This window comes from Mesobacillus sp. LC4, from assembly GCF_053543455.1.
The window spans coordinates 91,204-114,147 of record NZ_JBGCUB010000003.1 but is presented as its reverse complement, the minus strand read 5'-3'; the positions used below and the strand labels follow the sequence as shown (position 1 = coordinate 114,147).

The window sequence follows — 22,944 nt, the reverse complement described above, 5'->3', positions numbered from 1 at the left end:
AATTATTAAATAGTTTAGTGAGTCGAAGCAATAAAAAACGCTGCCAGATTTCCGGCAGCGTTCCTATTCATTGTTAATCAATATCAGGCTGGAACCCGATCAACTTGGCCTTTTTATCAGCTTTAGGATCTGCGTCTGGGAAGGTAATCACGGATGCGATATAATCCCAGCGCAGGAACATGTGGGTGATACAGGTTTCCTCCACCTGGTCTTCGTCAGGAATCGCGGTACCATCTTCCTTCTGCACTGGAGTCCGCTTATAGCAAGGATTCTCAACCCAAATCCCCATATTTTCAGCATGTACTATTTTTACAAGATACCATTCATCTGGCTGGTAAATTCCCGTAATATCGCCAATCATGCTATCGGGAAAATTTTTGAGTTTAATCTGAACCTTCTGGTTAACATAAGCATCTAAAAACATGAGCAATCTCCTTTCAATAAAAGACTCATCCTTTACCTACTTCCTTTTTCAGCAAAAAATAAACATGAAAAAAAGGCCAATTCAGGCCTTTTACATAAATAACACCATTAAATCTTCATCATAATAAGTTCCATCAATCCGCAAAGCATTCTTTTCGACTCCATATGGTTCAAAACCTAGAGAAGCATAAAGTTTCTTTGCAGGCTCATTGCTTGAGGTCACTGTGAGGTGAATCTGTTCCACGCTGCTTAATTTTGCCGCTTGTTGAATGGCTGTTGTTACAAGTTCCCGTCCAAGACCCCGACCACGTTGTGAGGAGGTCACATACATGGCAAAGATATTTGCCCGGTGCTTCAGCTTCACTTTTCCTTCTGGAACAAGTGTCACGACCCCGACCAGTAGGTTTTCGTCAAACGCGCCAAATGTATAAGTGAATTTACTATTGAGCCTTTGCTTGTAATCTGATGCTTCATAATACATCTCATCCTCATAACTCGAGCTGAATGCCTCAGGGTTCTGAAGCAAAGCCTCATGTCGCAGGACCCGATAACCTTCAGCATCCCCACCATTTAATCGCCGAATTTCCATAATGCTCACCTCTGTAAAATCGTTGCTTTATAGAGTTCGAGATTTATTACGAATTTCCTTTAAAAAAGAGAATTTGTATTTATGAGAGAGAGAACTGAAGGGAAACTTCGTGTGATAGTTTGGAGGCGAGCGCGGAAAGGCTGTCAAGAAACCGATGATATTGTGACAGGTTTGACATCAAAAGGCGAAAAGCTGTCACAAGATGAGCTAACTTAAGACAGGTTTGACATCAAAAGGAGAAAAGCTGTCACAAGATGAGCTAACTTAAGACAGGTTTGACATCAAAAGGAGACAAGCTGTCACAAGATGAGCTAACTTAAGACAGGTTTGACATCAAAAGGCGAAAAGCTGTCACAAGATGAGCAAACTTAAGACAGGTTTGACATCAAAAGGCGAAAAGCTGTCACAAGATGAGCAAACTTAAGACAGGTTTGACATCAAAAGGCGAAAAGCTGTCAAAAGATGAGTGAACTTAAGACAGGTTTGGCATCAAAAAGAGAAAAGCTGTCAAAAGATGAGTGAACTTAAGACAGGTTTGACATCAAAAAGAGAAAAGCTGTCAAAAGATGAGTGAACTTAAGACAGGTTTGGCATCAAAAAGAGAAAAGCTGTCAAAAGAAGAGCACACTTAAGACAGCTTTGGCATTAAAAGGCGAAAAGCTGTCAAAAGAAGAACAAACTTCAGACAGGTTCAGGATCAAAAAGAGAAAAGCTGTCAAAAGATGAGTGAACTTAAGACAGGTTTGGCATTAAAAGGCTAAAAGCTGTCAAAAGAAGAACAAACTTAAGACAGCTTTGACATCAAAAGGAGAAAAGCTGTCAAAAGAAGAGCAAACTTAAGACAGGTTTGGCATCAAAAGGAGAAAAGCTGTCACAAGTCCGAAGCAGCACCAAACAAAAACCTCCCCGACAAACCCGGGGAGGCCAACTTGATCCAATTATTAAAGCTTAAACGAGCTCTTCAGCGAAACAATGCGGTTGAAGACTTTCTTGTCTTCTGTTGTGTGCTTTGGATCGACGTTGAAGTAGCCGTGGCGGAAGAACTGGAATTTGTCCTGCGGTTTGGCGTCCTTCATGTTTGGCTCGATGTAGCCGTTCACGATTTCCAGTGATTTTTCATTTACCTGATCAAGGAATGATTTGTTTTCTGCCTCATTTTGGCTTTCTTCTTCATCATCAAGAATAAGCGGCTCATACAGGCGGAATTCTGCAGGCAGTGCATGCGTGGCGTCTACCCAGTGCAGTGTTCCTTTTACTTTGCGGCCAGTAAAGCCAGATCCGCTCTTTGTTTCTACATCATAGGTGCAGTGAAGCTCGACGACTTCACCATTTTCGTTTTTGATGACGTCATTGCACTTAATGAAATATGCATGCTTCAGACGGACTTCATTGCCAGGGAAGAGGCGGAAGTACTTCGCTGGTGGATTTTCCATGAAGTCGTCCTGCTCAACATAAATTTCACGTGAGAATGGAATTTTACGTGTGCCCATTTCCGGGTTTTCCGGGTTGATATCTGCGTCCAGCCATTCCACTTCGCCTTCAGGATAATTCGTGATGACGACTTTCAATGGACGAAGCACGCCCATCGTACGCGGAGCCTTCAGCTTAAGGTCTTCACGGACAAAGTGCTCGAGCATTTGTGCGTCAACTGTTGAGTAGCCTTTGGAAACGCCGGCCGCTTTTACAAATTCACGGATTGCTTCTGGTGTGAAGCCGCGTCTTCTCAAACCGGAAATTGTCGGCAGGCGAGGGTCATCCCAGCCATCGACATACTTTTCTTCAACAAGCTGCTTCAGTTTGCGCTTGCTCATTACTGTATTTGTCAGGTTCAGACGGCCAAATTCGATTTGCTGCGGAGTTGCTTCCATTTCAGTTTCACGGACAACCCAATCGTATAGCGGACGCTGGTCTTCGAATTCCGTTGTGCATAAGCTGTGGGTAACACCTTCCAGCGCATCCTCGAGTGGATGGGCAAAAGCGTACATTGGGTAGATGCACCATTTATCGCCTGTGTTGTGGTGTGATGCATGGGAAATACGATAAATGACAGGGTCACGAAGGTTGATATTTGGTGATGACATATCGATCTTCGCGCGCAGTACCTTTTCTCCATTGGCGAACTCGCCATTGCGCATCTTTTCGAATAGCTCAAGGTTCTCTTCTACTGAACGGTTGCGGTACGGACTTTCCTTACCTGGCTCAGATAGTGTCCCGCGGTATTCGCGGATTTCATCTGCTGACAAGTCATCGACATACGCCAATCCCTTTTTAATCAACAGGACAGCTCGGTCGTACATTTCATCGAAATAGTCAGATGCAAAGAACAAGCCTTCCCACTCATAGCCCAGCCATTCAACATCTTCCTTGATGGCATCCACGTATTCCTGGTCTTCCTTCAGCGGGTTCGTGTCATCGAAACGCAGATTGGTCTTGCCGCCGAATTCATCTGCAAGGCCGAAGTTGATGACGATGGATTTTGCATGACCGATATGTAGGTATCCATTTGGTTCCGGAGGGAAACGGGTCACGACTTGATCGCGCTTGCCGCTCTCCAAATCTTCCTTAATGATTGTTTTTATAAAATTAGAGTTTTCTTCCAATTAAATCAGCCTTTCCTTTGATCAGTCTCATTATCTTTATTTTAATGATTACTATAATATATTTCCACTGAACTATATAGTAATAAGAAAAAAGCGGAAAAACAAGTGGTGAAATAGGAAAAAGGTGCCTTAAATCAAGGCACCTGCAGATTAATTTGCTAAAAGATTCCTGATCACTTCGTAAGTGAGATTCGGAACGATTTTAACAGAGTAGTCGATTTCCATCCGTTCGTATCGTTTATGGGCGTCAAGCCCGTATGGCCCGATGTTGATGACTGGTACGTTCAACTCACGGATTTCCTGGTAATCCACGAAAAATTTCGTTCCCCAGCTAGGGTTATTCCGGGACGCAGAGTCCAACGCTTCGTCATCATCACTTAATGCGACAAAGCTCATATCAGATATATAAGGGAAGAAACTGCGGACAACGATCGGTTCCTCGTATTCAGGCTGAACCACTTTAACAGCAGCGTCCAAAGCTTCAATCAGATTTCGTTCATCCTCGGTATCACCAGCGACTTCAATCCTTGGTGAGTAGAGGGAGGAGTAGAAGACGATGATGGCCGGACTTTGGTCGGGCATCCACTTCCAGGCTTCCTCGACGACTCTGGCAGCATACATTCTCAGGTCAAGGCTGGCATCGAGAAGAAGATTATCCTTGAATTCAACCATATGGGCGGTGTATTCAGATCCATGGGCCTTAATGAGTTGAGCTTCCATTTCTTCATACGTCATCACCCGCGGCTGCCATTGCAGTTCCCTGCATGGTTCGCCGCTGATTTCGCAAAATTGCAGGTAACGTTCCTCGTACAGCTTCAAGGCTTTTTCAAAAGCAATATGAGCTTGCTCTTTCAACTTTCCTAAAACATCCTTTGGAGTCCAGGAGTGGATAAAGAAATTATAATATACATATGCAGCCAGTGCCGTTTGGACGGTATAGTTTGGTTTGAGGTCCATCTGCTTAAGGGATACGGGCGGCATCGTCGTCTCACCAAGCGCCTCATTGCACAAATCAGGGTTATAGTCGATTTGTCTGGTCAGTTCAGCTGCAATCAAGTTCGGATCGAGACCTTCAAAAGCAGAGCCTACATGGGTTTCAGATCCCGTGATGTAAAAAGAAGGCAGCAGCTTTCCGACAGTTCCTTTATAGATATAGCGGTTCTTGTCTCCAGCATATCTTGGGGAAACAAAGTCGCTGTTGACCGCCGCGACATATTCAAAACCATGCTCTTCTTTCCAGGTCTTGAGGTCCTTGACACCAGAGAGGATTCCATACGAGCTGTCCTCTTCATCGCACTCTGCCAAAAAGACCAGATTGCCATCGAGTTCCTCCGGGTGCTCGGAAAAGTATTTCAAAAGATAAAGATTGGAAGCGACGCCGCTCTTCATATCCAGAACTCCGCGTCCGAACATCCAGTCTCCTGATTGCGCATGTTCATTGACAAGTGGGGGCAGCTTTTCTTTTTTTAACTCAACAAGCAGCTGGTCTGGGTCAAACGCCACATCAGCCAACTGTGTAAAATCATCGATCCCCACTGTATCAAGATGGCCCATCAAAATGAGAGTTCGGTTGCTGATCCCTTTTGTTCCTTTTACAAAAGCCATGACATTATATCGTTCGAGCACATCATTCTGGGTTTGCGGTTTGATTACATGTGTCGGATTCTCTATAAAATAAGGAAACGATGAAATCATCGTATAAAGTGCTTGGGCAATCTCGTTTTCTCCATTGGTATTGACAATGCTCCCGATGTTCACAAGCTGCTTCGTATAAAATAAAACCTCATCCCTGCAATTAAGCATCCAAAGCATCCCCTTTCAGAATATTCAGGATTTATTATCAAGCTAACGTATATCGACGTGAAATACAATAGAAAAAAATGACTAAGGGAATTCCTCTATCGTAATAGTTGAAAAAAGGTGTCCATAGTTTTAGTTTGTTGAGTATTTCACAATCAAGACATAACATGATGAACCTTTTATGAAGATTGCTCTTAAGTGTATGTTTTTTTGAAAAAATAATTAAAAATAAAGGTGTAATAGATAAGGAGGGAATATCATGCCAAAAGAAATTTTCAAAGCCAGTGCTGCATTGCAGGAGGGTGTAAAGGTTGATGTTCAGGCCAGGGGTTTCCATATCACGATTGACGAGCCTGCCAATTTGGGAGGAACCGACCAGGGTATGAATCCGGTGGAAATGCTTCTTGGTGCGTTAGGAGCCTGCCAATCGATCGTGGCGCGCGTGTACAGCCAAAAATTCGGTGTGGTGTTAGAGGATTTCCGGGTTGAATTGGAAGGGGACCTTGATACGGATGGATTCATGAACAAGTCAGACGTGCGCCGGGGTTATTCAGATATTCGCTATACCTACTATATAAAGTCCCCATCTCCAGAGGAAGACATCAGGGCACTAGCAGATTTTATTGCGAAAACTTGTCCGGTGGATGATACCATCTCAAATCCAGTGAATGTCACCAAATCAGAAATCATCATCGAAAAACCAGTTGCATTATAAGGTACGAACAATAGGCGGCGCCAATCAGGTGCCGTTTTTTTTTTTTACTCATAAAAACTTTAGCAATGGAGAAATTAAAGGTAAAAATTTTTTAGGAGGCAGCTTATGGATTTCACTTTTATTTGGCAAACAGCGTTTTTGATCCTTTCAGGAATCCTGTTATTGAGAATCGCGGGCAGGAAATCAATCTCTCAAATGACACTTGCGCAAACAGTCGTCATGATTTCACTTGGTACCATCATCGTCCAGCCCATTGTGGAAAAAAGCATGTGGAAGGCGATCGCTGGGGCAGCTATCTTTGTTGCTGCCATTGTGATTCTGGAGTACTTGCAGTTGAAATTTAATTTCTTCGAAAAATTCATCACAGGGAAATCAAAAATCATCATCCAGAATGGTCAGTTAAATATCAAGAACTTGAAGAAGCTTCGGCTGACGGTTGACCAGTTGGAAATGAGGTTAAGGAATAAAGGGATTACGAAGCTGGAAGATGTTAAATATGCGACAATCGAGCCTAATGGCCAGCTCGGCTATGAGCTTATGGATGACGCAAAACCGCTCACAATCGGGGAGTTTAAAAAGGCGCTGAATGATTATCTTCCAGCAATGCTCATGAAAATGGAAGACAAAGCGGAATCAGCAAATCCGGATATTTTTAAGGAACTCAATAAATCAAATCCACAAGATAACCCGAAATACCTTCAATAAAACAAAATTTCCCTTTTATTTATCCAGTGGCCTATGCTATTATTTAGAAATGCGAAATAACATTGAAAATCTTCTTTGCAGAAGATTTTTTTCTTTTTCAAGAAAAAGGGGAGATATACTTTGTCACAACAAAAAGAACCATTATGGACCTCTTCGTTCATTAAATTGATGGTGGGGAATCTATTCATTTTCATGTCTTTCCAGATGCTGATTCCGACTCTGCCGCCTTATATAAAATCAATTGGTGCCAGCGGAACGGAAATCGGGCTAGTCACGGCATTATTCTCTATCGGTGCTGTTTTGAGCAGGCCGTTCATCGGCTTCATGCTTGAGTATAAAGCGCGCGGACCGCTCGTTTTGATTGGTGCTGTAATGCTCCTATTGATTACATTCTTATATCCACTTTCACAAGTAGTCGTGATTTTCCTGGCAATCCGCCTGATTCACGGCCTTGCCTGGGGATGGTCAACGACGGTTAATGGTACTGCTGCTGTGGATCTAGTCCCGAACTCACGCCTTGGCGAGGGAATGGGGTATTTCGGCCTGTCCATCACTATTGGGATGATTATTGCACCAAGTCTGGGAATTTTTCTGTTCCAGGTTACGTCTTTCGATAACCTTATTTACATTTCCGGGGCTCTTGGTGTCATTGCATTGGTGCTCCTGGGGACGATTAAGTACAACACGCCCAATCAGGTGTTAACGACCAAAAAGGAAGACCTTAAGTTCACTTATTTAGGGTCACTTGTCGAAAAATCCGGCTGGTTTCCGGCAATGCTAACATTGCTCATCAACCTTGGCTATGGAACGATTGTCACCTTCATCGTGATTTTCGGGGATGAACGCGGGATTGACCAAATCTTCCTGTTCTACCTGTGCAATGCTATCCTTGCGTCCTTGTCGCGTCCGGTTGCCGGAAAATGGTTTGATCAGAAAGGGCCTGTCGGGCTTGTCATACTAACCATCTCCATTACGATCATGGGGATGTGGGTGCTGAGCTTCGCCCATTCCAACATCATGATTGCGATTGCCGGTGTATTGTTCGGAATCGGATTCGGTTCCCTGATCCCGACGCTGCAATCGTGGACATTGTCACTGACACCTCCAAACCGCCGAGGTGTCGCAAATGGAATGTTCTTTTCATCCATTGACCTGGGGATTGGATTAAGCGGCCTGGTTTTCGGAGTGCTTGCACAATTCGTCGAGTTGGGGGCACTATTCCGGATTTCCAGCGGGTTCATTGTGCTAGCTCTGATCCTGACCATTGTAAAAGGAAGACGTACAAAAGAAGTACAACAGCCAAAGGAAGCTCTATCCTGAGGCAGGATGCCAGCCTGGTTTATGGGCTGGCTTTTTCTTTGGTTGCGAACAGCACTCTTATGATTTAAACTGATAAAGAAATTTAGACAGTACGGATTGGTATGTGAGGATCATTATGGATAATCAGGATCAAACATTTGAAGTGATGCGGGCCTGTTTGTTGGCCGGGAAAGTCATGCTCCAAAGCGGTGCGGAAACGTATAGGGTTGAGGACACAATGTCGAGGATGGCTTCGGCCTTCGGTATTGACCAGACCCACAGTTATGTGACACCCACCGGCATTATTTTTTCAGTTGAAGGTGTGGGCCGGGAACGGACAAAGCTTGTGAGGATCTCCGAGCGGACGACAGATTTACGGAAGGTCGCCATGGTCAACAGTGTTTCACGGAGAATCAGCAGCGGTGAGGTAGGGCTTACGGAGGCTTGCAGGCTCCTCGGAGAAATTGAAGAAGCCAACTTAACCTACTCGTTCATGGTTCAAATACTTGCGGCAGCGATTGCGAGCGGTTGTTTCACCATCATGTTCCTGGGTAGTTGGCTTGATTTCTTGCCTTCGATGGCCGCAGGTGGGATTGGATTCTTCCTGGTCGTTTATTTTCACAGGATTGTCCCGGTAAAATTTTTCGCAGAATTCCTGTCCTCTTTTATGATTGGGATGATTTCGTTTTTCTTTGTGAAACTGGGACTGGGACAGGAACTGGATAAAATCATTATCGGCTCCGTGATGCCGCTTGTTCCCGGCCTGCTGATCACGAATGCGGTGCGGGATTTGATGGCTGGCCATTTGGTCTCAGGACTGTCAAAAGGAGCGGAAGCGCTGTTGACCGCGTTTGCGATTGGATCAGGCATAGCCGCAATTTTATCTTTGTTGTAGTCAGGAGAAGTGGCGATGATTTATATAGAACATCTTATTACGAGTTTTATTGCTTCGGCAGCGTTTGGAATCATTTTTAACGCACCGAGGGAATCCCTCGTTAAATGCGGGATTTCTGGGATGGCTGGCTGGATCGTCTATTTTGCACTTGATAAAAATGGGTTCGGCACGATTTTTGCGACACTGATGGCCTCTTTCTTAATTGCGGTTGTCAGCCAGGTGTTCGCGAAGGCATATCGGACGCCCATCATCATTTTTAGTGTCGCCGGAATCATCCCTCTGGTTCCGGGCGGACTGGCATATGATGCGATGAGGAACTTCGTGGAGAATGATTATAGTGTGGCCCTATCGCTCGCTGCGAAAGCATCGATGATATCAGGCGCCATCGCGGTCGGCCTTGTTTTTTCTGAAGTAATCAACCAGGTGATCAGAAGGTCAAACCTGGGGCCGGTAAAATAAAGATTGGGAAGACTCGCGTACTGCTGCGGGTCTTTTTTTACGGGCAAAAAGGTGATTTTGCCGTTTGTGGAGAATTGTAGATAAAAAGACAAAAAAAGGGTGAGGACATGGAAATACTATTGATCAGGCATGGTGAGTCGGAGGGGGATATCCTACAGGTCCATGAAGGCCGGGCGGATTTGCTGTTAACGGAACATGGCCGCAGGCAGGCTAAGGAAATGGCGAAAGTGGTAAAAGAAAAATTCATGCCGGAAGTAATTTGGTCCAGCACATTGAAGCGTGCAAGGGAGACGGCGGAAATACTCAGCAAGGAAACAGGGATTGCAGTGATTGAGGATGAGAAATTAAGAGAATTCAATAATGGAGTTTTGGCAGGTTTGCCTTATGCAGAAGCCAAGCTGCGCTATCCGGAGCCAGAGGGTGGCAGGAAACCTCATGAACCAATAGAGGAAGGGGAGTCTGAACTGGAGTTCCGCTTCCGCGCCCAGACGGTATTTTCAAAGATACTAACAGAAAGTGCAGGAAGGAAAAGAATCGCAATTGTTTCCCATGGAGGAATGATTTCCAACCTGCTGAGGACATTCTTGAATCTTCCGGTTTCCAATGATATCTATTTTCCGACTGGGGACACAGGAATTCATTTGCTTAAGATAAAAGAAGGACAAAAAGCAGTCCTGTTTTTGAATGACTGCGGCCATCTGGCAAAAGTGGATGAAGAGAATCTGGCAGTACAAAATTAATAGGTAAGATAGAAAAGCCCGAACCCAGTCAATAGCTGGATTCGGGCTTTTTTATTACATCTTCACAATCGTGCGTCCGCGGTTCTCGCCTTTTAAGATGCTGGAAAGGACGCCTGGCAGTTCTTCTAATTCTACTTCATTTTGAATGGTTTCCAGCAATCCCTCAGGCTTCAAGTCTGTAGCCATCCGCTGCCAGAGAAGTTTTCTCGTTTCCATCGGACAGTAAACTGAATCGATGCCAAGGAGATTGATTCCCCTGAGGATGAACGGGAATACAGTTGTTGGGACATCTGTTCCGCCAGTCAAGCCGCTGACTGCGACTGAACCGTTGTAATCGAGCTTGCTGAGGATTGACGATAATGTCTTGCCGCCAACCGGATCAACGGCCGCTGCCCATAGCTGTTTGTCCAATGGCCTTAATTTTTCACCGGCAAGCTCTTCACGGCTGATGATCTCGGCTGCGCCAATTTTACGCAGGTAGTCATGTTCGGTTTCTTTTCCTGTGCTTGCAACAACCTGATACCCCCGTTTGGCGAGCATCGCAACAGCCACGCTGCCGACCCCGCCGGTTGCACCGGTCACGAGAACTTTTCCTTTTTCAGGAGTAAGGCCGTTTTCTTCAAGTCGATGGACAGACAAGGCTGCCGTGAATCCTGCGGTTCCGTAAACCATCGCTTCCTTCAATAAGAGACCTTCAGGCAATGGAACAATCCAGTCTCCCGGAATACGGGCAAATTCGCTGAATCCACCATAGTGGGAAACCCCTATCTCATAACTTGTAGCAATAACTTCGTCGCCTTCTTTGAAGCGGTTGTCATCAGATCGTACCACTGTCCCGGCAAGGTCGATGCCAGGGATGAAAGGATAGGACCTGACAATCTTTCCATTCGGGATGCTTGCCAGTCCGTCCTTATAGTTGACACTCGAATAGCTTACCTTGATCAGTACATCCCCGGCAGGCAAGCCTTCCAGCCTGACCGTCTTTATTTCAGCAGAAAAATCTTCCTCATTCTTGTTCACCATAAAAGCTTTGAAATTCTCCATATCTCCCAACCTTTCCTGGCTTGATAGTTTTAGTATAGGGCATAGGCGTACCAGACTTCTAATAACTTAACTTACCCAGGGATTCTTTTTACCTTTCATGATTCATCCCTATAGATATCATTGCAAAAAGTTAAGTCCGTCACGAATTTATTACGATTTTGTGTCCACTTCTTTTGGTGTGACGGACTTCACATATCTTTTAATCTGCCTCCCTTAAGATTTAGGTAAGCAAGGTACACAGTGGTGGTTAGGGCTTTAAAAACATTATCAAATCAATTTATCACTATTCACAAAGTGTTTACAATTTCACCCTATTATGACTGTTTTTCCATGATAAGATGAGTTTTGAAATCGGGAACGATTTACAGGGAGGTAGCAAAGTTGTACAAATTCGAGAAATCTTTTTACTCAAAAACAAGCATGTATTCCTTTGTCGTTGTGATGATCTTGTTCTTCTCAATGTGGTATTCAACTTCGAAGTTTGTCCATATTGATATGGCGCTTCTGGGATATGCAATTTCATCTGCGGTTTTCGCGATTGGCCTGACAATCAGGATGAGCTTCTGGATGTGGCGCAAAGCCACTAACAGGGTGGCGAAGCGAAGCGTTGATAACCTTTTTAATAAAGAAAGATTGAAACGTAATTCAAAAGCATTAATCAGAACATTGATTGATAATATCATTTTGCAAAAATTCATTTTCCAGCGCGGGATCTACCGCGGAATCCAGCACTTCATGATTTCATGGGGCTGCATCATTTCCTTCGCAATCACATTCGGCCTTACATTCGGATGGATGCGTTTTGACCTGATCGACCCGGAAACATACCAGATCATAGTGTTCGATATGCCAACCATCACGATGGCGGCTCACGGAATCTTCGCCGAGATTGTCTATAACGGACTGAACATCGGCGCAATCATGGTGCTGATCGGAGCGGGAATGGCCTTATACCGACGCATCACGGACTACGATGTAAAAGTAACACAGCGATTCGAATTCGATATCCTGCCATTGATCATTCTGCTGGCAGTTACCGTTACAGGTTTGATCCTGACAATCCAATACACATTCCTTGATGGCTGGATGCATCATTATATGTCACTCATCCATCAGGTAACAGTCATTGTCATGCTAATGTACTTCCCATTCGGAAAACTGTTCCACGTGCCGATCAGGCCGCTGGCTACAGCCGTTCCAATGAGTTATCAAGAGGTGGTCAAAGTGGATACGAAATCATGTAAAAGCTGCGGCCAAGTCTACAGCAATGATGACCAGATAGCAGATGTCCAGGCAATATTAAAGAGCCAGAATTTCGACCTGCAGCTTTCGGACGGCTCATACCTATCAGATTATTGCACAGGCTGCCGCCGCAGGATGAGAGCGATGAAGCAAATGAATCTTGAAGCACCAAAAGGCAACCCATACGGACCAGTAAGCACAAACAATGGAATTCATATATCAGGTTTCAGCAAGAAACGTTCGGAAGAATTTTACGGACTTGAACAGGATTCAAAGGAGGAAAAAGTAGATGAGCCAATTTCTCGTTAAAGAAGGCGTAAAGAATCAAATCCGCAAAGGTGAAAAGCTAGTCACAACGCATTGCTGCTACTGTGGGATGCAGTGCGGCATGCACATCCGAGTCGATGAAAAAAATAACAAGGTTGTCGGTGTCGAACCACGTTATGACTGGGTTTTAACAAGAGGGAAGATGTGCCCTAAAGGGGTAACGGCTTACCAGACAGTCGACCATCCGGATCGCATCAAGACTCCTTTGATCAAAAAGAATGGCAAGTTCGTCGAAGCTACATGGGACGAAGCCCTGGATTTGATTGAAAGCAAATATAAAGGGATTCAGGAAAACTACGGAAAAGATGCGATAGGCGTTTACGGCGGCGTTTCGATGACAAATGAAAAATGTTACCTTGTCGGCAAATACGCACGCGTAGGACTTGGTACTCGCTATATCGACTATAACGGCCGCTACTGCATGAGCTCCGCTGCCGGCGGATTCAACAAGACACTTGGAATGGACCGCGGATCGACACTTCCTTGGACTGAGCTAGAGCATACGGATACTTTCTTCATGGCTGGCTCCAACACAGCGGAATGCCATCCGACTAGTATCCAATGGTTCTGGAAAGCAAAGGACAAAGGCGCGAAATTCATCGTAGCCGACCCGCGTGAAACAGCAACAGCACGCGTTGCTGACGTCCACCTTGACTTGCTGCCTGGTACGGACGCTGCTTTGGCAAACGGCATCATGCACCTTCTGATCAAATATGATTATGTAGATCACCAATATGTGCAGGAACGCTGCAACAACTTTGAAGAATTGAAAGAAATGACGGCGAAATTCACGCCAGAATATACATCCAAGCTAACAGGTGTGGCAGCTGAGAAAATCATCAAGGCAGCTCACATTTTCGGAAAATCACCACGCTCAGTCGTGATGTTCGCACGCGGTGCGGAGCAGCAGACTTCTGGTGTTGACAATGTAAGCCTTTATACATCAATGGCATTGTTAAGAGGCCAAATCGGAAAATTCGCATCAGGCGTTGCTACTTTTACAGGACAGGGCAATGGCCAGGGCGGACGCGAGCACGGACAGAAAGCAGATGCGCTTCCTGGATACCGTAAAATCGCCAACCCTAAAGATGTCGAGCACGTTGCTGGAGTTTGGGGCATCAAGCCTGAGGAAATGCCGAAGGAAGGCGTTTCCGCATATGAAATGTTCCATCTGATGCAGAACAAGACGATCCGCGCATTGCATGTCATCTGTTCGAATCCGGTTGTTTCATCACCGAACATTAATTATGTCCAGGATTCACTTGAGAAGCTCGATTTCCTTGTAGTAAATGACTTCTTCCTGTCAGAAACAGCTGAGCTTGCTGACGTTGTTCTTCCAGCAACAACATGGGCTGAAGACGAAGGAACGACTACTAATATCGAAGGTCGTGTTATCCGAATTCGTAAGGTAGTCGAGCCAATTGGAGAATCGAAGCCTGACTGGGAGATTATGCAGCTGATTGCCGACCGACTTGGAAAAGGGAAATACTTCGATTACAGCGAACCAAGAGAAATTTTTGACGAGCTTCGCCACGCTTCAAAAGGCGGTAAGGCTGATTACTACGGAGTGACTTACGAAAAAATCGATGAACAGGACGGCGTTTTCTGGCCGGCACCGACAGAAGACTCCAAGGGAACCCCATCCATTTTCCAAGAGCGATTCGCTACTGAAGATGGAAAAGCGAACCTTGCAGTCTGCGATTTCAGAGGACCTACAGAGGTTCAATCAAAAGAATATCCATTATGGCTGACAACAGGCCGCGTTGTTTTCCATTATCTATCAGGCAACCAGACAAGACGTGTCGACTTCCTGATGGAGCAATGCCCAGAGCCATTCGTCGAAATGCACCCTGAACTCGCCAGCCAGTACCAGGTCGAGAACGGTGAAAGAGTGAAATTGACAACTCCGCGCGGCGATATGATCGCTCCGGTAAAAATAACAAAAGCAATCCGCAAAGACACAATGTTCGTCCCTTACCACTGGGGCAAGAAGCTGGCAGTCAACCAATTGACCAGCCCGGCACTGGATCCATTCTCAAGGATGCCTGAATTTAAAGTCTGTGCTGTAAAGCTTGAAAAACTGACGAAATAGGAGGAACGGCCATTATGAATAAAATAATGTATCTAGAATTTGAGCGCTGTATCGGATGCCGTGCCTGCCAGGCAGCCTGCCGTGAGTGTGGGGACCATGATGCAAAAGAACGGAACTATGTAGAATATGTTGATTTTACCGAATCACGCCAGACATTCCCGATGCTGTGCATGCAATGTAAAGACCCTGCATGTGCTCGTGTCTGCCCGGCAAACGCGATCCAGATCACGGATGAAGGCGTCGTGCTGTCAGCGATGGAAGAGAAATGTATCGGATGCCGCAACTGTACATTCGGCTGCCCATTCGGTATCCCGAAATTCGATTTCGAGACAAATAAAATGTACAAATGTGATATGTGCTATGACAGAACTCGTCATGATATTGCGCCAATGTGTGCATCTGTTTGTCCAAGTGATGCGATCCGCTTCATCGACTTTGATGAAATGCAGCAATTGCGCAGAAAACGTACCCAGATGAACCTGGTTGAAGGCAAAAAGCCGCAAGAGGGCAACAAATGGGATTACGTACCTGAGTTTTTCGGAGTTTATACTGATTCACAATCATAATTGAAATGCGGAAGCGCCTGGTCAGCCCCGACAAGCGCTGAAGGGCCGACCGGTGAAGTCGATCTTTGACTTCATTGGGCGGACCGAAGCGTCTCGAGGGGTTAGGCGCTGGAGCTGGACAATTCTCGAAGTAAGTATTGATTTTTACAGGATAATTTAATTGAGCCGGCCGGAAAAGAGCGCTAAGTTCATTAGGGCCGGCTTTATTTTTGACGATATTGGCGAAAATCTGTTTTTATTGGCGGTTTTCACAAGTTTATTGGCGATAAATTGATTTTATTGGCGAAAACAGCAGGTTTATTGGCGAAAATAAAAATATATTGGCGAACTGGAAATTTCAAACGATTTTTTCCAGCTAAGGTTTCAACCAATTTTAGATAAGGTAGGGAATAATAACCCATCCAAAAAAAGAGGTGCTTTCAAATGTTAAAAGGAAATGTGCTGGCGGTGACAAGTGGAAAAGGCGGAGTTGGCAAGTCTTCTTTATCAGTGAACCTTGCACTCGCGCTGCAAAAGCTTGGCAAGTCTGTCGCAATCATCGACCTTGATATATACGGATTCAGCGTACCAAAAATCCTGAATATAGATTCCAAACCAAAGACGTTCAACGGAAAAATCATCCCGGTTGAAGCGAATGGCATTAAGGTAATGTCCATGGGTTTCCTCGTGAAGGACAATGAACCAATTGTCTGGCGCGGACCGATGCTCGGAAAAATGATTCAGCATTTTACAGAGGATGTACTGTGGGGAGAAATGGATTATTTCATTCTTGATATGCCTCCTGGCACAGGGGATGTCGCCCTTGATATGCACCTGATGATTCCTCAAAGCAAGGAAATCGTCGTGACGACGCCTCATAAGGCAGCGTCTTTCGTAGCGGAACGTGCTGGATCGATGGCAATCAAGAGCAAGCATGAAGTGATCGGCGTGGTTGAGAATATGTCTTACTTCAAGCCTGAGGACAGTGATCAGAAGTACTATATTTTCGGAAAAGGCGGCGGCGAGGAACTGGCTTCACAGCTTGGCACAGATCTGCTGGGACAGCTGCCGATCCAGGAAGCCGATGAGAATAGCGAAACTCCTGCCATCGCAGCAGAGAATACATCGCTATTCAAGGAATACGTAAACCTGGCAGAAAAAATCGATGCTAAGTTTCAGCTCTAGGAACAGGAGGATTTGGCAATGAGTGATGATAAAAAGAAGACACATCATGAAGATGATAAGGATATGATTAAGCTGATCGATAACCTGAACAGGAAAGACGATGTCCATTTGAATAGAAGGGCATTCCTGAAGGCTTCATTCGGCGCAACCGTCGCGATCGGACTTGCGACGACTCCATTCGGAATCTTCACGTTCCTGCGCGATGAAAATGGCGAAGTGAAGCGAGTAGAAATCACCGATATCGATGACCTGGCAATCGGCGAATCCAGGAACTTCAACTACCCGACAAAGAATGAGCCGGCTATTTTGGTCAGGACACCGGAGGACAAATTCGTAGCCTACAACAATAAATGCACACACCTTCAATGCCCGGTTTTTTACGAGCATAAGGAAAATGTCTTGCTGTGCCCTTGCCACAAAGGTTATTTCAATGTAGACAGCGGACAGCCGATGGCAGGACCGCCACAGCGCGAGCTTCCTAAAATCCTGCTAGAAATCAAGGACGGAAAGGTTTTTGCAGTAGGGAGGGAAGTAAGGCATGGATAAAAAAAGAGCAGCATTCTTCTCGATTTTCCTGTTCCTTGCCATCAACGTTTTCTCTTTATCCAATGCGATCGAGGGGTATTATGGACACGAAGATGAGCGCGTATATGGTGCGGTTATCGTCGCGTTGATTTCCACGATTCTTGCAACAACAGCCTTTTTCATCTGGAAGAAGGCAGAGTATAAAAAGTAAGCTGGTGGCGATGATAAAAAGGAGGACTCTTTGTATACAACTGCGTACATAGCAGTTGGAATGGCATGAAAAAGAGTTCAAAAGGGAGGAATGCACATGGTATCCCATTCTTTTTTTCATCAAGACAGCAAAAAAGAATCAATTGAGGAAGTACTTGAAAATTCCCTTGAAATTGAAGAAGATTTAATGCGTACTTTTCTAATCACGGCTGAACGAATCCATGACGATCCCGAACTAAAGGACCGCCTCGAAAACTTCGCAGAAGGAAATGCGAAACGGACAAAACAGTTGCTTGATGAATTGAAAAAAGGCAAATAGAAAAGCAGCGGAGTTTTTGAACTCCGCTGCTTTTCTATTACCGTTTTAGCTAAATTGATTAGTCGGCACAATCTTGATATTTTCCCCTTCGAATTTCCTTTCGCCGAACAGGGTGATCAAGGTGCAGCTGGTGATGCGGAACGGACCTTCAGCGATTTCATATTCCGCAAGCAGGCCGGACCCCAGTTCTTCGCCTTCTGGATTCAAAGCCTGGACATTCTGGCCTTCAAGAGTCCTGAGCTTGGCTTTCATCAGGAATAACTTCCACTCTTCCCAATTCTTTATCAAAAACGCTGCCTCACCATTCTCCAAATAGCCTAGCTGGCAGTCTCTTTCATCGATCGCGGCTTCGTTTCCATAGCTAAGCTCTAAGATTACATCCCGTAAAAATTGAAACTCCTCAAGGTCAAGATAAGGGTCAATGTGGAATTCAACCACGTTTCCGTTTTCCTTGATGGAAGCAAGCGTTTTGTTGTTCATCATGACAGATTTGTTTTTTATATGTTGTGACTTCAAATGTTCCAGGGGAGTGCCCATTAGTTTCAGAGTAAGCATAACAATCTCCTTTTTCGGTCGTAATGTTACCTTCATTATAATGATTTTGCCCTATCTACGGTGTGACAAACTTCATTACTTCCCCATAAAACCTGATTTTAGTTCGAACGGTATAGGTGGAGACGATTTTTCGACAATAACTGGCAAAAAAATGGATCGTTTATTAAAAAGGTTACAAATTTTGCAGTGCTTGTAGCAAAACTGAAAGCTGGCTGAAATCTTGCATGAAAAATTGTTTGATAGAATACAATGATAAGGTTTGAGCGTAAGCCGGCATAGGGAAAAAGTATAGTTAGTTAGAACAATTTTTTATGCCTGAAGGAGTCTGAAGGCTCTTTTTTTGGATTGATATTATAAAGAGGTCGGAGGAAGGTCATGACATTTGAAGAGCAATTAATCAAAAAGTCGTACTTTGAAACTTATATGGAACAAAGAAGCCAGGCACATCCTGTTCGTGTCCTCGGGGAGCTTTACCTTGAAGAGCAGAAGAATGATATGCCGGATTTATCATACATCCGTTTTGCTCAGGGAGAGGTCTATTTTCATAACAGAGATTACGAAGCGGCTATTTTTAAATGGGAAAATATCACGAATGAACTGGAGCCATGGGCGAAAAAGAACATGGGTGATGCGTTCCTGGAGATTGGTCTGCACACATCTGCAGAGGAACTGTACCTTTCGATTGATACAGAAAGCAATATTCTCAGGATTGAAAGCGGGCTGCAGCTTTTGACGCTTTACATAGAACAGGGGAAGCTTGACAAAGCGGTTGCTGTCATCAAGAAATCTGTGCAGCTGGATCCGGATTATCCGGGCGTAACAGAGATTGCCCGTGCTTTCTTTGAAGAGCATCACGACTGGGAGAATGCGGTTGAACTGGCAGTCAATGAAGGCGTCCGAACCGGTTCGCCGAAATGGTTCGACGTCTTGAATCAGTATGTAGAACAGGGGCATACCCGCCAGTTCTCACCTTCTTATTTTAACGAAGCTTTATCCGTCCTATTCCAGGTGGATAGAAGCCGGTTTGAACAGCTGTCTGTATCCCTGTGGGAAAGTTATCGGGATCAAAGTTCCTATATGAAATGGCTGAGGGAATTCAACCAACTGTTCAGCGGGATGGACGGCAATAGAAGAGATGGCTGGACCCATCTTTCAGCGGTCTATCAGGACACTTACTTCGAATTGATTAATGGAGATCGGTTGATTAAGGAAATCTCACCGCTGATTCCTGAGTTGCTGACGAACTGGCTGAAAATTACGAGTCCAGTTAACAGCCTTGTTTCAGCATCATCAATCATTGCTTGGAATGAGGTTTTTCCAGGAACCATAACCACGTCGGCGATTCACGACGCGGAGAACCTTGTCCTGAATTCGCGTCAATACGATAATGGATACGAAGATAGCATGCAGTTATTTGAGACCATCATTAAGTGGGCTGAGAACCATGAAATCGAAGTAGGCAACAGGATAAAATGGATGGTCCGTGAGCTCCAGGAAACCAATGTCCATAATCTGCTGATTGCCGGTTTATCCGGAAATGGAAAGTCATCCTTCGTCAATACGATTGTTGGCGAAGAGCTGATTACAACTCCAACTGGTGCTGTCATCAGGTTCATGAACGATGAGAATCCGGAAATCCAGGAAATTAACGATACGGCAGTCCGCCAAATCACGGATCTCGAGGACTTCAAGGAATCCGCCGGAGTTCGCCGCCAGAACCATAAAAAGGAAACGATCATTGACTTCAGAGCTCAGTTCCCATTCCTGCACGACCATCAGTTGGCGCTAATTGATTCTCCAGGAATCAATCGTAATAACTATGACAATCATCCGTTGTACAATTACTTGAGGTTTGCTGACAGCCTATTATTCGTGCTTAACGCAAATGACCCTTTTACGGAAAAAGAAAGGGAAATCCTCACGAAAATATCCGAGTACTTCCCGCAGCTTCCTATTCACTTCCTGTTGAATAAAATAGATGCTGTCTACAGTCAGCAAGAGGCAATAGAAGTATTCGACCAAACATCAGCGGAAATCAGCCAATACTATCCTGAAGCAAAGATGTTCGCTTTCTCAGCTACTTATGATAAAGGCAAGCAGTTGAGAGATTTCTCTGATTTTATCAAAGCAAACAGAAGCACAGTAGACTTCGATCAGGAGCGCACAGCAAAACTGCAATTCTTTGTGAGAAGGGCGATCACGTATTTGCTTGATAAACGGATTGAAATTGAAAATGACCATATGGAAACAATCAGCTGGAACGAAGAGATGGTAAGCAAGCTGAATGGTGCGATCAATCAACTGGGTGACATCGAGGAAGAGAAATCGAAATCCATTCAGAAGTCATACCGTAAAATCAAGGACGAAACCCGTACGGAAATCATTGAAAAAATTCCGGAAATCCTGCGGAGTTGTTCTGAATTGGTAACAGAGGACAGCGATTTCGGAAAAATCCATACTGAAATGGATGAAGCGATGAACAAGAAGATAAGAGAATATCTTGATGAAACACTGTTGCCGAAATTCCATGAGGATTTGCAAGGATGGATTCAGCATTCGAAGGACGAATTCGATCATAGCCAAAACTATTTGAATGAAATGGCTGACGGTTTTAACTCGATGTATGGAGATGAACGGATCAGCCTGGACTGCGATTTCAGGGTACTTGATGATTGGCGCCGCGATGCAAATCGGATGACGAACGGCGTTCACTATGAAAAAATCAACATCATGAACCGCTCGACACCGCAGCAATTCTTCCTGAAGAGCGCAGGCAAGCTGCTAGGCGTGCTGCCGCAAAACAATGCGATGCTTTATAACCGATATAAAACCTATCTGGAGACAGAAGATTATTATGAGATCGGCGTGACCACCGCGAAAAGATTCCTGCAGCAATTCGAGATTTTTGAAAAATCGATTGAACGCGACGTGAACCTGTTCTTCAAAAATCCATTCAACGTACTAGAAAAAGCAGTAGAAGATGCCAATTCCGAAATTGGTTATGGCAAGACCGAGCTTGAAAAAATGAGAATCAACCCAGAGCTGTACCGCGACCCATTGACACTGTACGAAGTGAAGCTTCGCCAGTTTGAATGGATGACCGCTGCAGGGAGAGGTTAATTGAAAAAGGAAGATTCCGATTGGAGTCTTCCTTTTTGCTTGGTGTGAAAAAAGAATAAAATTAAATTTTCGAAATAATATTGACAATATGAGTATAGGAGTTTAAAGTAAAATTTATCGATTTGCAACATTAACTCAATAAAGAAATTCTCTTATCAAGAGTGGCAGAGGGACTGGCCCTATGACGCCCAGCAACCGTTCCAATTGGAATTGGTGCTAAATCCTGCAAAACAATTTTTTTTGTTTTGAAAGATAAGAGAGGAATCCGACCTTTGCATTTTTACTGCGTTTGAAACCTCTCTTTTCTGGAGAGGTTTTTTTATTTGTGTTAGACAGGCAGATCAATCAAAGGGGGAAATTCAGATGAAAAAAGGAATGAAAAAAGTATTTTTAGGTGCAGTTGCTTCTGCATTGCTGCTGACAGGCTGTGGCGGGGGAGAGACGAAGACGGCCTCTGGTCCTGTTGAGGGAGTTCCGGAGCGATTTGCCAAAGGTGAGGAAGTCAAAATTAAAGTGATCCGCAAGATCGGCGGAGACGACCATACTGCACAATTTTTAGCCGGAGCAAAAGCAGAAGGAGAAGCTCTTGGCTTCAAGGTAGATGTTTTTACTGCGAATGGAGATACAGCAAAATTCCATGACGCGATTAACCAAGGGCTGCAGCAGGATTATGATGGATTCATCATCTCGCATGGTGACGATGCGGCAACAGTAGATGATGTGAAAAAGTTAGTGGATGAGGGCAAAAGTGTCGTGACTTTTGATTCGAATCCAGACCTTGCTCAGGTAGAAGGTGTCACTCTTACTTCCCAGGACGATGAAGCCCTCGCCACACAGGCGCTGGACCAGCTTGTGAAAGACCAAAATGGCGAAGCAAATATCGTTTATCTATGGGTAGATGGCTTCCCGCCGATGGTCAGAAGAAATAAAGTTTACCAGGAAACCTTAAAGGCGAATCCGGGAATCAAAGAAGTTGAGAGATTCGGAGTGGCCGCCGCTGATACAAGCGTCCAGACGCAGAACGCTGTTGCAGCCATGCTGAATAAGCATCCAAAAGGAGAAATTGACGCGATTTTCGCAACTTGGGACGCGTTTGCGATCGGTGCAGCACGTGCCATCAAGGAAGCGGGCCGCGATGAAATCAAGATTTACGGAATTGATGTATCCAATGCTGACCTGCAGGAAATCCAGGGAGATGGAAGCTCATGGAAATACACGGCCGCTGTTGATCCAAAGCTGATTGGGGAAGTGAATATGAGATTGCTTGCGAAAAAGCTTGCAGGTGAAGAAACTCCAGCAAGCTACGACTTAGAAGCATCACTGATTTCCCAGGAAGAGCTCCAGCAGTCAAAAGAGCCGGTGAACATGGCGAATTTAGCTGAAATCATCGAAGGCTGGGGCAAATCGGATGCATTTTTGGAAGACTGGATGGAGAAATTGAAGGATCATTATAAGAAATAACTATTGAAATGGTTGGTTGAGAAGTTTTTATAGCTGAAAAAAATATTATATAGCGACTTTCTCGATTATATAGCGACTTTTCCAATAATATAGC

The 22,944-nt window shown here is 44.7% G+C and carries 21 protein-coding genes and 1 riboswitch; of the genes, 15 read left to right on the top strand and 6 right to left on the bottom strand.

Going from position 1 to position 22,944, the window contains the following annotated elements; genetic code table 11:
• Positions 1-73 precede the first annotated feature (73 nt).
• The 4 genes from AB5I83_RS11415 to AB5I83_RS11400 all read right to left on the bottom strand — a co-directional run bounded on the left by AB5I83_RS11415 (position 74) and on the right by AB5I83_RS11400 (position 5,415).
• Positions 74-424 (bottom strand): hypothetical protein, encoded by a 351-nt coding sequence (locus tag AB5I83_RS11415; protein ID WP_167833355.1) that lies wholly within the window; start codon positions 422-424, stop codon positions 74-76.
• Positions 425-514: 90 nt separating this feature from the next.
• Positions 515-1,012 carry a GNAT family N-acetyltransferase gene (locus AB5I83_RS11410; RefSeq protein ID WP_448975446.1) on the bottom strand — a complete coding sequence of 166 codons (498 nt, stop codon included), beginning with the start codon at positions 1,010-1,012 and terminating at the stop codon, positions 515-517.
• A 941-nt stretch (positions 1,013-1,953) separates the two neighbouring features.
• On the bottom strand, positions 1,954-3,612 hold the full coding sequence (locus tag AB5I83_RS11405) for a glutamine--tRNA ligase/YqeY domain fusion protein (protein WP_448975444.1): 1,659 nt from the start codon (positions 3,610-3,612) through the stop codon (positions 1,954-1,956).
• A 150-nt stretch (positions 3,613-3,762) separates the two neighbouring features.
• Positions 3,763-5,415 carry a M20/M25/M40 family metallo-hydrolase gene (locus AB5I83_RS11400; RefSeq protein ID WP_448975443.1) on the bottom strand — a complete coding sequence of 551 codons (1,653 nt, stop codon included), beginning with the start codon at positions 5,413-5,415 and terminating at the stop codon, positions 3,763-3,765.
• Between the two features lie 256 nt (positions 5,416-5,671).
• Between AB5I83_RS11400 and AB5I83_RS11395 the strand changes: the two genes are divergently transcribed.
• From AB5I83_RS11395 to AB5I83_RS11370, 6 genes are all read left to right on the top strand, one after another.
• A complete protein-coding gene (locus AB5I83_RS11395; protein WP_448975441.1) occupies positions 5,672-6,127 on the top strand; it encodes an OsmC family protein in 456 nt (151 codons plus the stop codon).
• A 105-nt stretch (positions 6,128-6,232) separates the two neighbouring features.
• The gene (locus AB5I83_RS11390; protein WP_448975439.1) at positions 6,233-6,832 is read left to right on the top strand and encodes a DUF421 domain-containing protein; all 600 of its coding nucleotides are present in this window, start codon (positions 6,233-6,235) and stop codon (positions 6,830-6,832) included.
• A 168-nt stretch (positions 6,833-7,000) separates the two neighbouring features.
• Positions 7,001-8,152 (top strand): MFS transporter, encoded by a 1,152-nt coding sequence (locus AB5I83_RS11385; protein ID WP_448975976.1) that lies wholly within the window; start codon positions 7,001-7,003, stop codon positions 8,150-8,152.
• A 115-nt stretch (positions 8,153-8,267) separates the two neighbouring features.
• Positions 8,268-9,026: a threonine/serine exporter family protein gene (locus tag AB5I83_RS11380; protein WP_448975437.1), complete on the top strand. Its 759-nt coding sequence runs from the start codon at positions 8,268-8,270 to the stop codon at positions 9,024-9,026.
• A gap of 15 nt (positions 9,027-9,041) precedes the next feature.
• On the top strand, positions 9,042-9,485 hold the full coding sequence (locus tag AB5I83_RS11375; RefSeq protein WP_448975435.1) for a threonine/serine exporter family protein: 444 nt from the start codon (positions 9,042-9,044) through the stop codon (positions 9,483-9,485).
• A gap of 107 nt (positions 9,486-9,592) precedes the next feature.
• On the top strand, positions 9,593-10,225 hold the full coding sequence (locus AB5I83_RS11370; RefSeq protein WP_448975433.1) for a histidine phosphatase family protein: 633 nt from the start codon (positions 9,593-9,595) through the stop codon (positions 10,223-10,225).
• A gap of 54 nt (positions 10,226-10,279) precedes the next feature.
• Here AB5I83_RS11370 and AB5I83_RS11365 read toward each other — a convergent pair whose 3' ends face one another.
• Positions 10,280-11,269 (bottom strand): NADPH:quinone oxidoreductase family protein, encoded by a 990-nt coding sequence (locus tag AB5I83_RS11365; protein ID WP_448975431.1) that lies wholly within the window; start codon positions 11,267-11,269, stop codon positions 10,280-10,282.
• Positions 11,270-11,650: 381 nt separating this feature from the next.
• Here AB5I83_RS11365 and AB5I83_RS11360 point away from each other — a divergent pair, with 381 nt between their 5' ends.
• The 7 genes from AB5I83_RS11360 (at position 11,651) to AB5I83_RS11330 (ending at position 17,714) form a co-directional block, all read left to right on the top strand.
• On the top strand, positions 11,651-12,820 hold the full coding sequence (locus AB5I83_RS11360) for an MFS transporter (protein WP_448975429.1): 1,170 nt from the start codon (positions 11,651-11,653) through the stop codon (positions 12,818-12,820).
• A complete protein-coding gene (gene fdhF, locus AB5I83_RS11355; RefSeq protein ID WP_448975427.1) occupies positions 12,801-14,930 on the top strand; it encodes a formate dehydrogenase subunit alpha in 2,130 nt (709 codons plus the stop codon). Before AB5I83_RS11360 ends, fdhF begins: the two co-directional genes overlap by 20 nt.
• 14 nt (positions 14,931-14,944) lie before the next feature.
• Positions 14,945-15,496 carry a 4Fe-4S dicluster domain-containing protein gene (locus AB5I83_RS11350; RefSeq protein WP_023625614.1) on the top strand — a complete coding sequence of 184 codons (552 nt, stop codon included), beginning with the start codon at positions 14,945-14,947 and terminating at the stop codon, positions 15,494-15,496.
• Between the two features lie 423 nt (positions 15,497-15,919).
• Positions 15,920-16,660: an Mrp/NBP35 family ATP-binding protein gene (locus AB5I83_RS11345; RefSeq protein WP_448975425.1), complete on the top strand. Its 741-nt coding sequence runs from the start codon at positions 15,920-15,922 to the stop codon at positions 16,658-16,660.
• A gap of 18 nt (positions 16,661-16,678) precedes the next feature.
• Positions 16,679-17,206 (top strand): QcrA and Rieske domain-containing protein, encoded by a 528-nt coding sequence (locus tag AB5I83_RS11340; protein WP_311074330.1) that lies wholly within the window; start codon positions 16,679-16,681, stop codon positions 17,204-17,206.
• Positions 17,199-17,396 carry a hypothetical protein gene (locus AB5I83_RS11335; RefSeq protein WP_311074331.1) on the top strand — a complete coding sequence of 66 codons (198 nt, stop codon included), beginning with the start codon at positions 17,199-17,201 and terminating at the stop codon, positions 17,394-17,396. Before AB5I83_RS11340 ends, AB5I83_RS11335 begins: the two co-directional genes overlap by 8 nt.
• A gap of 96 nt (positions 17,397-17,492) precedes the next feature.
• Positions 17,493-17,714 carry a hypothetical protein gene (locus tag AB5I83_RS11330; protein WP_448975423.1) on the top strand — a complete coding sequence of 74 codons (222 nt, stop codon included), beginning with the start codon at positions 17,493-17,495 and terminating at the stop codon, positions 17,712-17,714.
• A 45-nt stretch (positions 17,715-17,759) separates the two neighbouring features.
• Here the strand turns inward: AB5I83_RS11330 and AB5I83_RS11325 are convergent, their stop codons facing one another.
• Entirely contained in the window at positions 17,760-18,269 is a 510-nt protein-coding gene (locus AB5I83_RS11325; protein ID WP_448975421.1) for a hypothetical protein, read from the bottom strand.
• A gap of 375 nt (positions 18,270-18,644) precedes the next feature.
• On the opposite strand from AB5I83_RS11325, the gene AB5I83_RS11320 reads away from it, so the two are divergent.
• Positions 18,645-21,389, top strand: coding sequence for a dynamin family protein (locus AB5I83_RS11320; protein WP_448975419.1), 2,745 nt, complete (start codon positions 18,645-18,647; stop codon positions 21,387-21,389).
• A gap of 149 nt (positions 21,390-21,538) precedes the next feature.
• Positions 21,539-21,648: riboswitch (SAM riboswitch) on the top strand.
• Between the two features lie 104 nt (positions 21,649-21,752).
• Positions 21,753-22,850, top strand: a complete 1,098-nt coding sequence (locus AB5I83_RS11315; protein ID WP_226087010.1) for a sugar ABC transporter substrate-binding protein — start codon at positions 21,753-21,755, stop codon at positions 22,848-22,850.
• The last annotated feature ends 94 nt before the right edge of the window (positions 22,851-22,944 follow it).

Coding starts and splice junctions, on each gene's coding strand:
- AB5I83_RS11415 (WP_167833355.1), bottom strand. CDS start 424: ATGTTTTTAGATGCTTATGTTAACCAGAAGGTTCAGATTAAACTCAAA.
- AB5I83_RS11410 (WP_448975446.1), bottom strand. CDS start 1,012: ATGGAAATTCGGCGATTAAATGGTGGGGATGCTGAAGGTTATCGGGTC.
- AB5I83_RS11400 (WP_448975443.1), bottom strand. CDS start 5,415: ATGCTTAATTGCAGGGATGAGGTTTTATTTTATACGAAGCAGCTTGTG.
- AB5I83_RS11395 (WP_448975441.1), top strand. CDS start 5,672: ATGCCAAAAGAAATTTTCAAAGCCAGTGCTGCATTGCAGGAGGGTGTA.
- AB5I83_RS11390 (WP_448975439.1), top strand. CDS start 6,233: ATGGATTTCACTTTTATTTGGCAAACAGCGTTTTTGATCCTTTCAGGA.
- AB5I83_RS11385 (WP_448975976.1), top strand. CDS start 7,001: ATGGTGGGGAATCTATTCATTTTCATGTCTTTCCAGATGCTGATTCCG.
- AB5I83_RS11380 (WP_448975437.1), top strand. CDS start 8,268: ATGGATAATCAGGATCAAACATTTGAAGTGATGCGGGCCTGTTTGTTG.
- AB5I83_RS11375 (WP_448975435.1), top strand. CDS start 9,042: ATGATTTATATAGAACATCTTATTACGAGTTTTATTGCTTCGGCAGCG.
- AB5I83_RS11370 (WP_448975433.1), top strand. CDS start 9,593: ATGGAAATACTATTGATCAGGCATGGTGAGTCGGAGGGGGATATCCTA.
- AB5I83_RS11365 (WP_448975431.1), bottom strand. CDS start 11,269: ATGGAGAATTTCAAAGCTTTTATGGTGAACAAGAATGAGGAAGATTTT.
- fdhF (WP_448975427.1), top strand. CDS start 12,801: ATGAGCCAATTTCTCGTTAAAGAAGGCGTAAAGAATCAAATCCGCAAA.
- AB5I83_RS11350 (WP_023625614.1), top strand. CDS start 14,945: ATGAATAAAATAATGTATCTAGAATTTGAGCGCTGTATCGGATGCCGT.
- AB5I83_RS11345 (WP_448975425.1), top strand. CDS start 15,920: ATGTTAAAAGGAAATGTGCTGGCGGTGACAAGTGGAAAAGGCGGAGTT.
- AB5I83_RS11340 (WP_311074330.1), top strand. CDS start 16,679: ATGAGTGATGATAAAAAGAAGACACATCATGAAGATGATAAGGATATG.
- AB5I83_RS11335 (WP_311074331.1), top strand. CDS start 17,199: ATGGATAAAAAAAGAGCAGCATTCTTCTCGATTTTCCTGTTCCTTGCC.
- AB5I83_RS11330 (WP_448975423.1), top strand. CDS start 17,493: ATGGTATCCCATTCTTTTTTTCATCAAGACAGCAAAAAAGAATCAATT.
- AB5I83_RS11325 (WP_448975421.1), bottom strand. CDS start 18,269: ATGCTTACTCTGAAACTAATGGGCACTCCCCTGGAACATTTGAAGTCA.
- AB5I83_RS11320 (WP_448975419.1), top strand. CDS start 18,645: ATGACATTTGAAGAGCAATTAATCAAAAAGTCGTACTTTGAAACTTAT.
- AB5I83_RS11315 (WP_226087010.1), top strand. CDS start 21,753: ATGAAAAAAGGAATGAAAAAAGTATTTTTAGGTGCAGTTGCTTCTGCA.